The sequence below is a fragment of the Pseudomonas sp. GW821-FHT04D07 genome, assembly GCF_059420225.1.
The window spans coordinates 24,030-34,596 of the sequence record NZ_JBWKTH010000008.1 but is presented as its reverse complement, the minus strand read 5'-3'; the positions used below and the strand labels follow the sequence as shown (position 1 = coordinate 34,596).

11 protein-coding genes are annotated in these 10,567 nt (G+C 59.4%); 4 read left to right on the top strand and 7 right to left on the bottom strand.

Annotation, left to right across the window (positions count from 1 at the left end):
* From AC07T0_RS12565 to AC07T0_RS12550, 4 genes are all read left to right on the top strand, one after another.
* The gene (locus AC07T0_RS12565; RefSeq protein ID WP_495001474.1) at positions 1–942 is read left to right on the top strand and encodes a diguanylate cyclase domain-containing protein; all 942 of its coding nucleotides are present in this window, start codon (positions 1–3) and stop codon (positions 940–942) included.
* Between the two features lie 320 nt (positions 943–1,262).
* Complete coding sequence (locus tag AC07T0_RS12560) at positions 1,263–2,504, top strand: type II and III secretion system protein family protein (RefSeq protein ID WP_495001606.1); 1,242 nt, start codon at positions 1,263–1,265, stop codon at positions 2,502–2,504.
* Between the two features lie 28 nt (positions 2,505–2,532).
* Positions 2,533–3,243, top strand: a complete 711-nt coding sequence (locus tag AC07T0_RS12555; protein ID WP_495001473.1) for a tetratricopeptide repeat protein — start codon at positions 2,533–2,535, stop codon at positions 3,241–3,243.
* 18 nt (positions 3,244–3,261) lie between these two features.
* Entirely contained in the window at positions 3,262–3,528 is a 267-nt protein-coding gene (locus AC07T0_RS12550) for a DUF3613 domain-containing protein (RefSeq protein WP_495001472.1), read from the top strand.
* 29 nt (positions 3,529–3,557) lie between these two features.
* On the opposite strand, the gene AC07T0_RS12545 is transcribed toward AC07T0_RS12550, so the two are convergent.
* From AC07T0_RS12545 to AC07T0_RS12515, 7 genes are read right to left on the bottom strand one after another with little or no spacing between them, the layout of a single operon-like run.
* Complete coding sequence (locus tag AC07T0_RS12545) at positions 3,558–4,526, bottom strand: type II secretion system F family protein (protein ID WP_495001471.1); 969 nt, start codon at positions 4,524–4,526, stop codon at positions 3,558–3,560.
* Positions 4,527–4,555: 29 nt separating this feature from the next.
* The gene (locus AC07T0_RS12540; RefSeq protein WP_495001470.1) at positions 4,556–5,542 is read right to left on the bottom strand and encodes a type II secretion system F family protein; all 987 of its coding nucleotides are present in this window, start codon (positions 5,540–5,542) and stop codon (positions 4,556–4,558) included.
* Complete coding sequence (locus AC07T0_RS12535) at positions 5,539–6,981, bottom strand: TadA family conjugal transfer-associated ATPase (RefSeq protein ID WP_495001469.1); 1,443 nt, start codon at positions 6,979–6,981, stop codon at positions 5,539–5,541. Before AC07T0_RS12535 ends, AC07T0_RS12540 begins: the two co-directional genes overlap by 4 nt.
* A 3-nt stretch (positions 6,982–6,984) precedes the next feature.
* On the bottom strand, positions 6,985–8,205 hold the full coding sequence (locus AC07T0_RS12530) for an AAA family ATPase (protein ID WP_495001468.1): 1,221 nt from the start codon (positions 8,203–8,205) through the stop codon (positions 6,985–6,987).
* On the bottom strand, positions 8,199–8,693 hold the full coding sequence (locus AC07T0_RS12525; RefSeq protein ID WP_495001467.1) for a TadE/TadG family type IV pilus assembly protein: 495 nt from the start codon (positions 8,691–8,693) through the stop codon (positions 8,199–8,201). The genes AC07T0_RS12530 and AC07T0_RS12525 overlap by 7 nt, the downstream gene beginning before the upstream one ends.
* Positions 8,693–9,172, bottom strand: coding sequence for a TadE/TadG family type IV pilus assembly protein (locus tag AC07T0_RS12520; protein WP_495001466.1), 480 nt, complete (start codon positions 9,170–9,172; stop codon positions 8,693–8,695). The genes AC07T0_RS12525 and AC07T0_RS12520 overlap by 1 nt, the downstream gene beginning before the upstream one ends.
* A gap of 8 nt (positions 9,173–9,180) precedes the next feature.
* Complete coding sequence (locus AC07T0_RS12515; protein ID WP_495001465.1) at positions 9,181–10,521, bottom strand: pilus assembly protein TadG-related protein; 1,341 nt, start codon at positions 10,519–10,521, stop codon at positions 9,181–9,183.
* Between the last annotated feature and the right edge of the window lie 46 nt (positions 10,522–10,567).

Sequence of the window (10,567 nt, the reverse complement as noted above, 5' to 3'; positions counted from 1 at the left end):
ATGGAGCGAATTCTCGAGGATTGGCTACTGCATACCAACCGACGCCCCAAGATTCTGATTGCGGACGATCAGCCGACCAATATCCGGGTGCTGTACGAGTTGTTTTCCGAGCAGTGCGACATCTTCATGGCCACCAACGGCGAGCAGGCACTCAAGGTATGCCAGGCCGAATTGCCGGACCTGATTCTGCTCGACGTGGTGATGGAGGATATCGATGGTCATGAGGTGTGCCGTCGGCTCAAGGCCGACCCCTTGACCAGCACGATACCGATTATCTTCATTACCGCGCAGAACCAGGCCGCGGATGAGGTTATTGCGCTGGGGCTCGGGGCGGTCGACTTTATTATAAAACCCATCAACTCCGTTATCGTCCGCGCCCGGGTCCAAACGCACCTGACCTTGAAGTTGCAGGGTGATCTGTTGCGAGCGCATGCCTTGCTCGATGGTTTGACCGGCGTGGGCAATCGACGCAAGTTCGATGACGATTTGCTCACCAATTGGCGCCAATGCTTGCGCGACCAGACCCCCATCTCCCTCATTTTGCTGGATATCGATTACTTCAAGCACTACAACGACCGTTATGGCCATCAGAACGGCGATAGTTGCCTGAAGTTGGTCGCCAAAACGCTTTCCGAGTCGCTCAGACGGCCCCATGACAAGGTCGCGAGGTATGGCGGTGAGGAGTTCGCCTGCATTTTGCCGAAAACCAAACGGGAAGACGCGGTCAAGATCGCCGAGAGCATGCTCGCGCGTATTCGGGCGTTGGCTATCGAGCATCTCGGATCGGACGTGGATCGCGTAGTCACGACCTCCCTGGGTGTCGCGACGCTGCTACCCACCTTCAGTAACGCTCCCGAAGCCCTGTTGGCGGCCGCGGACATACAGCTTTATGAAGCCAAACGTGGCGGGCGGGCACGGGTTTGTAGCGCCGCTGAGGAGTGATGGACAATTGACGGGCCATCGTCGAACACGCCTTCGGCCATCCTGTTTCAGCAAATAAATGCCCCGACTTGTCGGGGCATTTGTTTTTTTACATGGCGTTTTGCTTTGATTGAACTACCTTCAGATCAAGAGCAATCCATATCGGCTTGAGTTTTCCACGTTTTGTTCAACGATCAAGTAGCGGCTTAGTCAGAGCAGCGCCTGATGCTTGATCGTGCGCGGTACCCAGGAGTATTGCTGGAACCCTTAGTAGTTTGGCGGCCGACTTGGAACAACCCAGTCAGCTCACAGACAGCCCGTTCGGCGAGGATGTACCTATGATGACTGATCGTACCGTGCCCACTCTCAAAACTATTATGCAGGGTCTGTTGTGGATGGGCCTTGGAATGGACGTCGCGCAGGCCGCCACGGGCAATTGCTCGCAATTGGCCGGTTTGCCCAGCGTGTTCGAGGTCGGCCAGGGACTTCAGGATGAACTGCGCATGCCGGTTCCGATTACCCAACTGGCCGTCGGCGACCCCAAAATTGCCGACGTGCAAACCAGCGGCAGTAGTGCCTTTATCCTCACCGGCGTCGCTCCGGGAACCACCAGCCTGATGGTCTGGACCGGCTGCTCGCCGACACCGCGCCAAAGTATGGTGTTCGTCAGGGGCAAGGCCACGTCGGCACTGACCAACCTGTCGGCAGTGCCTTCCGAAGACCCGTTGCTGCCAAGCCAGGTGCAAACCGATATTCGCTTTGTCGAAGTCAGCCGGACCAAATTGAAAGAAGCCAGCACGTCGATCTTCGGCAAAAGCGGCAATTTCCTGTTCGGCTCGCCGGGCACTGTGCCCGGAGTGACCGTGACTCCCGGTCGCATTGGTAGTCTGGCGCCAGCCATCCCGCTGAATAACGGTAGTTTCAATATCGGCTTTGGCGGTGGCAACGTGCTGGGGATGATCAATGCCCTGGAAGGCAGTGGCTTTGCCTACACCCTGGCACGGCCAAGCCTGGTGGCCCTCAGCGGCCAGAGCGCGAGCTTCCTGGCCGGTGGTGAAGTACCGATTCCGGTGCCCAGCTCAGGCAGCAACAGCATTTCCATCGAGTACAAGGAATTCGGTGTCCGCCTGACCCTGACCCCGACCATCGTTGGGAAAAATCGCATTGCCCTGAAGGTGGCCCCCGAGGTCAGCGAACTGGACTTCACCAATGCCGTGCAGATCGCTGGCACCGTTGTCCCGGCGCTGACCGTGCGACGTACTGACACCAGCATTTCCCTGGCCGATGGCGAAAGCTTCGTCATCAGTGGCCTGATCAGCACCAACAACAGCTCCCAGGTGAACAAGTTTCCGGGGTTGGGCGATATCCCGGTGCTAGGCGCGTTCTTTCGCAATAACACCATCAACCGTGAAGAACGCGAACTGCTGATGATCGTTACCCCGCACCTGGTTCAGCCACTGGCCGTCAACGCCCAACTGCCGTCATTGCCTGGCGAGCAGCTGCGCAATTACGACCCGAACTTCTACCGCATGTACTTCCTCGATGGCGGCGACTTCGACAATCGCACGGGACTCTCGCAATAAGTCCGAGCCCGAACCCAGAGGACACGCAATGAAAGCGCTCATAGCAATAGCGGCGACAGTACTGCTCGCAGGTTGTGCCAGTAATGGCCTGTCCTCGCGACCGGGTAGCTGCCCAAGTCCCAGTTCGGATCAGCAGTTGAGCCTGAACCTGGCCGACGACATGACCAACGATGGCCGTTTGTATGCCAGCCTGGCGAACCTGGAAGGGCTACCCGACAACCTGGTCCAGGTTCGCCTGCGCAAGGCGCGGATACTGCGCCTGCTCGGGCGTAACGACGCCGAACCCTTGTACCAAGGCCTGCTCGGCACTTGTCTGGCCGCTGAAGGCGAACATGGCCTGGGCCAGTTGGCCGCGGCCAGGAATGATAACGCGACCGCCATGAATCACCTTGAGCGGGCAAAGCAGATGGCTCCCACCGACGAAAAAATTCGTAATGACCTGGGGGTTGTCTATCTCAATCAGCAGCGGATCAATGAAGCGCGTTTCGAGTTTCTGACCGCCATGGAACTCAAGCAGTCCGATTCACTGGCTGCCCTGAATATGGTGACCCTGCTGATCTATCAAGATAACTGGAAGCAGGCTGCCGAACTGGCGAACCGCGCCGGCCTGAGTCCAAGACAAGTCACAGACGCGCAATCGCGCGCGGCAAAACTCAAGGCCCCAGGCAAAAACGTGGTGGCGACCAAGGGCAGTCGCGCGGCGGAGGTAGTCGATGCCTCCCCCAGCGCAACCAAGTAAACAATACGAGGTGTCGATATGAATACCAAGAGGCTGTTGATAGTGTCCATGGCTTGCCTGTCCACGACCGCCTGGGCGATTGAGCCGGGGCCCTCCTCGGCACCGCAGCAAGGTACGGAACAGTGGTTGCAGCTACAGATTCGTGGCGTGGTGGCCTCGCCCAGACTGCAAAGCGTTTCGGCCACCGAACGCGATCTGGCTATGCAGCGCTGGCTGAATAGCTTCACCTACCCGATTCCCGAGCATTTTGATCAAAAGGCATCGGGAAACATGAGCAGCAAATGAGCCACCTCAGTGGCTGACTTGCGCTTGGCTCACGGTGTCCCGAAGACTTTGAGCACCCCAATCATGGCCGGGCCGATTGCGATCAAAAAGAAGCTCGGCCACAGACAGAAAATCAGTGGGAAGATCAGCTTGGTACCGATTTTCGCACCCATTTCTTCGGCTGCCTGCGTACGCCGGTCACGGAACTCATCGGCATAGATGCGCAGGGTATCGGCCACGCTGGTGCCGAAGCGGATGCTCTGCCCCAACAGACTGACCAAGCCTTGCACATCTTCCAGCCCGGTGCGCACGGCCAGTTGCTTCAGCGCCTCGGTACTGCTGATGCCGGCACGGATTTGCGCATTGACCAGTGCCAGCTCCTCAGCCAGCTCGACCTGACTGACCGACATCTCTTCAGCCACCCGCTCGATGGTCGTCGGCAAGGCCAGACCCGACTCCACGCAGACCACCATCAGGTCCAGCGCATCCGGAAAGGCCGCCCGCAGCCGACCTTGTCGCAGCTGCTTGCGCTTGCTGACATACAGTCCGGGCGTCAACCAACCGATACCCGCTACCAGGATCAACAGCAGCATGCCCGGGGCCAGGGAAAGCCTGGGAATCAGTGGTAACACCAGCAACGCAAGTCCGACCAATATCAGCGGCAGCAGCAAGCGCACCGCCCAGTACATCTGCACCGCCGAAGACGAACGGTACCCCGCGTGTATCAACAGGAGCTGGGTTGCGGACGCCTGAGCGGCTTCGGTTGAACCGAACCGCTGACCGACCCGCTCCAGCAACAGTTGCAAATTACCTGGCGCATCCGGTCCCGCCGCGCTGCCAAAATGCCCCCGCTTGATCAGCGCAAGACGCCGCCGCATCGGATCCTGAAGGCCCAGCAGCAATAGCATCAGGGTAACCACCGCCAGCACCGCACTCAAACCGATCACACTGACGAACAACAGGCGTGCCAGCGCCTCATTACTCGTCACCCGACTGAACAACCCGAGTATATAGTCCATGACCTGCACCTCCGCGTAGCGAAAACTGCTTAAACCTGAATCCGGATGATTTTGCGGATCCAGAGAATCCCGACCAACATGGCGCAAAAAGCCCCGATGATCAGCTTATGGCCGAGCGGATCATTGGTCAGTACCGGCAGGTAGCTAGGGGTCGTGACCAGGATCGCTATTGCCAGTACAAAAGGAATGGACACCAGCACCCAGGCCGACATGCGTCCTTCAGCCGACAAGGTCTTGACCTTGCGCTGAAAGCGGAAGCGCCCGCGGATCAACCGACTCAAGCGCTCCAGCACCTCGGTCAGATTACCGCCGGTCTCGCGATGAATGAGGATCGACGTCACCAGCATCATCACCGTCATGCTCGGCATACGTTCCAACAGACCAAGCATGGCCCGGCGGACATCATTGCCATAGTTGATATCGGCGAAGGTCAGGCCAAACTCATAAGCCACCGGCCCCTTGTGCTCTTCGGCTACCAAACGCAGGGTTTCGTTGAAGGGATGCCCGGCGCGCAGCGCCCGGCAAATGGCATCCAGCGCATCCGGCAAGTCCTCTTCGAACGCGGCAAACCGTTTGTTACGGTCACGGAGGATTTTCAGCAGCGGCAGCCAGGCCACCACAAATCCCACCGCCAGTGCTATCCACCAGGGTGACGAAAACAACCAGACCAGGGTGGCGGTCCCTCCGCCCATGGCGATTCCGAGAAACAGCACCCGATAGGCCCGATACTCATGGCCGGACTGCTCGATCAGCTGGGTCAGATTCGCCATGAATGGCAGTTGCTCAAGCCTGGCCTCCAGTGGCGACAAGCGTGTCAGGTATTTCTGCCGCAGCACGGTCTGCATATTCGGCAGATTGTTGGCTTTCTCCAGCACGTGCAGGCGGCCGCGAATGCGCTTGCGCATCTTGCCCGCCTCACCGAACACCGGCACCGTCACGCCCTGGGCCAAGAGGAAGACGGCGATAAACACCATACCGAGAAAGATCAGAATGAATTCACCCGATACAGCGTTCATGACTGCCGTCCCTCCATCCATTCAGGCCTGAACAGGTCGAGCGGCAACTCGATGCCCCGCTTGGCCAGCACATCGCGAAAGGCCGGGATCATGCCGCTGGGCCGATAATCGCCGAGGACTTCGCCCTGTTCGCCCATGCCACTGCGGGCAAAGGAAAATATTTCGGTCATGGTAATGATCTCGCCTTCCATACCGTTGATCTCCTGCACGCTGACCAGGCGCCGCTTGCCATCCTCCTGACGCTCCAGCTGGATCACCACATCAATGGCCGAAGCAATCTGCTGACGCATGGCCTTGATCGGGAAGGTGGCGCCAGTCATCGACACCATGTTCTCGATTCGTCCCAACGCATCGCGCGCGGTATTGGCGTGGATCGTGGTCAACGAGCCATCGTGGCCGGTATTCATGGCCGTCAGCATGTCCAGCGCCTCGGCACCACGCACTTCGCCGATCACAATGCGGTCCGGGCGCATCCGCAGACTGTTGCGCACCAATTCGCGCTGGCTTACCTCGCCACGCCCCTCGATATTCGAAGGCCGGGTTTCCAGACGCACCACATGGGGTTGCTGCAGTTGCAGTTCGGCCGAATCTTCAATGGTGACGATCCGCTCGTTTTGCGGAATAAAACTGGACAGCACATTGAGCATGGTGGTCTTGCCGCTGCCGGTACCACCGGAGATCAATACGTTCAAGCGGCCACGCACAATCGCCTTGAGCAGCAACGCAATGGCCGGGGTCAAGGTCCCCACCTGGATCAGGCTGTCAGTGTTGAGCAGGTCCACGGCAAAGCGGCGAATCGACATGCTCGGGCCGTCGATGGCCAGCGGCGGGATAATCGCGTTGACCCGCGAACCATCCTTGAGCCGGGCATCCACCAATGGCGAGGACTCGTCGATACGCCGCCCCAGGCTGGAAACAATGCGGTCGATGATGTTCAGCAAATGCTGATCGTCGCGAAAGCGCACATCGGTCCGCTGCAACTTGCCGAAGCGCTCGACATAGACCGAGGCATGGCCGTTGACCAGGATATCGGACACGCTGTGATCCGCCAGCAGCGGCTCCAGCGGGCCAAGACCAAGCACCTCGTCGGTAATCTGCTTGATGATCAACTGGCGACTGACCGAACTCACCGGTGCTGAATGCTCATCCAGCAGACGCTGGCAAATATCACGAATCTGCCGTGTCGCTTCGGCCTGCTCAAGCGAGTCGAGCAAGGACAGGTCCATGACTTTAAGCAATTGCTGATAGATCTTTTCTCGCCACTCGGCCTCCACCGGGGTGACCTGACTCTTGGTCTCATAAAGAATATCCGGCGCTGCACGCTCCCACGCCATCAACTCCTCAGCGGGATCCAGCGGGTCGTCGCCCTGCTGTCCCACCAACGATACGGTGGGTTTGCCGGACTGTTTGCGCAAGCGGTTACGAAAGTCGCTGATCATGGCTTATCCCCTGAAAAAACGGTTGAAGGCGCGTTTGAGCAGGCCGTTGTTCCCGGTCATCCGGTTACCGGCCAACTGCTCGGTCATCTCGCGCACGGCGACGGTGATCGACGCCCGCGGTGCTTGTAGCCCCAAGGGCACGCCAGAGTTCTGGCTCTGGCTGACCAGGTTGAAGTCGTTGGGCAAATGCAACAGGTTCGCGCAGCGCAGCGCCTCGCCGATATCCTTGAGACTGATAGCTGCCGCCTTGTCGTAGCGATTGACCACCACCTGCAATTGATCGCCACGCACACCCAGGTCTTCGCGAAGAATCCGCATCAGGGAACTGGCATCACGAAGATGGCTGACACTCTGTTGCACCACGACATAGACCCGATCCGCCTGCTCCAGCACGGAGCTGGTCAGGTGGTCGATCTGACGCGGCAGGTCGACCACCACCCAGTCATAGCTTGAGCGGGCCAACTGCAACAAGGTATCGAGTTGTTCGGACTGGGCATCCTGCGGCAGGTACAGCTCGCCGGCCCGGCCACCGAGTACATGCAAGGTCGGGCTGAAGTGGCTGCAAAATCCGCGTAATGCGACCCCGTCCATCTCCTCGACCTGCTGCAACACCTCCAGATGGCTATGCGACTGCGCCACATCCAGGTAATGCGTCACGCTGCCAAATTGCAGGTCCATATCCAGCAACAGGGTATTGCCGCCCTTGACGCTGAGCTGGTGGGCCAGGTTGCAAGCCAGCAAGGTAGCGCCGGAGCCGCCCTTGGCGCTCATCACGGCGACCAGTTTGCCTTCTACCCCACTGCTGACCCGGACCTCCATGACCAGACGATTCAAGGCGGCCATCAATTCCGTCTCGACGATCGGCTCCGGCAAGACATCACGAGCGCCGGCCTGCATCGCCAGGCGCATGCCTTCCTGATCACTCAGCTGGCCGCACACCAACAGCGGTGGACGCTCATGGGGCGGACGCTGTAACAGTGCCGCCAGTTCCTCGCGCCACAGGTGGCTGACGCGCACCAGCAACAGATCGGGCATCCGCTCCAGACCATAGAGTGGGTCGACATGCCCATTGCTCACCAGGCGAGTGCTCACTTCCACACTCGGTACGCGTTGGCAAACGCTTTGCAGATTACCTAACGCCGTGGCATCACGGCTGCTGATCAGCAATCGCAACCCGGGTTTGCCGGTCGCAATGGTTAACGGAGTTTCCTTTATATTCAGCATGGAGTGACCTCCCCTGATTCGGAATGATGCCCAAGGGCTTCGCGTGGCAAGGTCGCCCTGAAGGTGGGCAAGGTAATCGGTACGCCAAACCCGGGAATGAATAAATTGAACACGTAGCCATGCAGACTCAGCTGGACATAACGGATGGCACGAAATCCAGTAGTGCTGGTGGTGTCGGTGGGATTGGCCACCAGCGCACCGTTAGTGTCCAGATAGATCAGCGTCAGGTTGCCGGTGCCCAGATTGCTGATCAACTGGCTGGTGCCCGTATTGCCCGCAGCATTGAAGATCGCCCGCTGCAACACGATCGGATCGCTGATATTGCACACCGCCGCCAGGCGTGCGCCGCGCCGCACGGATTCATCCAGGGTATTCACCGTGAAGTACAGGCGGCCCATTTCCAGCACGCCGAACAGCAGAATGAACACCAGCAAGCCGATGAAGGCGAACTCCACCGCATACACCCCGCGCATCTGTTTGCGATTCATCACAGCACCCTCATGACAGTCGTGGCGACCAGCGGAATACTCAGCGCAATCGGAGTGGGGAACAGTCCTCTAATCGAGCCGGTACAATTGCCTGCGCCGATCACCGGGCAGAAGGTATAGGTAATGGTGACCTGCACATGGTCGGTGCCCAACGCGGAGACCGTCACATTTGCGGTCGTCAACCCCGACACCACGGCGGTCCCGGTGTTGGCCGGCACGCCATAGACCGCCACGTTTTTCGTATTGGTCTGCAACGTACTGCTCAGGGCGACAGTGCCGAGCGTCGAGTTCCAGGCCTGGCTGGCCACGTAGCGGCCGGCATCGCGGCTGGCCTGTAACAGGGTGTTGTACTGAAACAGCATTCGGCCAAACTCACCGAGGGCCAGCAACAGCAGCAACAGCAACGGCAGCACCAGAGTGAATTCCACCAAGGCCACTCCTTGTTGGCCCCTTGGTTGTTTAAACGCATGAAGTCCCATGACGCCCCCTACGAGTCGTTGCTCGGAGTACCGCTGCCATTGATATAGGTTTTGTAGAGCTGAATGATCTGCGGGCCGGAATCACCGGAAGGGTTGGGTCCCGGCACATTGTCGCCTTCACACTCCCGCACGAACTGCCCGAAGATCTCCGAGGTACTCCCCGTGCCACCGGCCGGCTGCACCACGAAATAGCAGCCAAAACCCAGAACCGGAATCGAGGTGGCACCATTGTTCTGCCCAGTGCAGTCGCCAATCACGACTTTCAGCATCCGTCGTTCGAAGACCCCACCGCTCTGGCAACCCGTGCCTGAGCCGGCAACACACCCGGCGGAACTCGCCAGCCAGTCGTTGTAGCCCAGGAGTGCCGTACCGCCAGCGGAGAGATTGCCGTTACTCGACGTGACCGGCTGGCCGTTGTACTCCGCCCGATTGCTTGAACTGTTCCAGGTGATCGCGGGCGTGCTGTAGCTAACGACCAGGTCTGGCGGATACTGCGCGGCACTGACCCCTCCGGAGTACTGGCCGAAGCGGGTATTCAAACCCTGGTCCGTCGGGCCGACTTTGTTGCCCGGCGAGGTCGTGACACTTTTCCCGACACTGGGACACTCCAAGCCGCCTCCGGCCAGGTCAGTCCTGACCGAACTGCCGCCCGAACCAAAATCGAGCAGTTGAAAGTTGCCTGGGCCAATCGCGGACGTGCTGCCCGAGCCCGTTTTCAAATCCTGCAGATCGCCAAAGTGATAGCCCCAGAACAAACCGGTACTCGGGTTGTATTGAGTCGGGTTGCCACAGACCATCAGCGGCGCGAGATCGCAGGGGCTGGTGGGGCTGGGTCCAGCGGTGGCCATCGCCGCCACCGCCTTGTTGCCCAGACCGCCAGCGCCCAATAACTGGGCGAAGTTCCAGAAAAAACCGCTCAGGCGATAGTTCGGTACCGTTACCCGAACATAAGTGGCATTCGCCGGCCCTGGATAGGAGAACGGCCCGTAGACGCTGTTGGCCAGTTCCACCACCGCGAAGGTGCCCGCGCTGCCGCCGATGGCCGTAGCCAATTCGCTGTTGCCGGTGGCACTGGCATTCAGCGTCAACGTATTCAGCGCGGCAGTGCGCGTGGTGCTGGCAATGCCAATACCGCCGGTGATCTGACTCAGGGTTTTGGCGCCACTCAGGGCTGCGGCGTCCACCGCATTTTGCAGACGGGTCTTGTTCAGCAGCAGGTGGCCGCCGTCCAGCGCCAATGCCGCCATAATGCCGATCGCCGCCAACGCGATCACCATCAGTACGGTCACCGATCCCCGCTGGCGCCTTGGCATTACCGAAAACGGCGGTTGAATTCGAGGACACATCATCAATCCCTCACTTGCCGATACTATCGCCTGGGTGTCAGGCACCTAT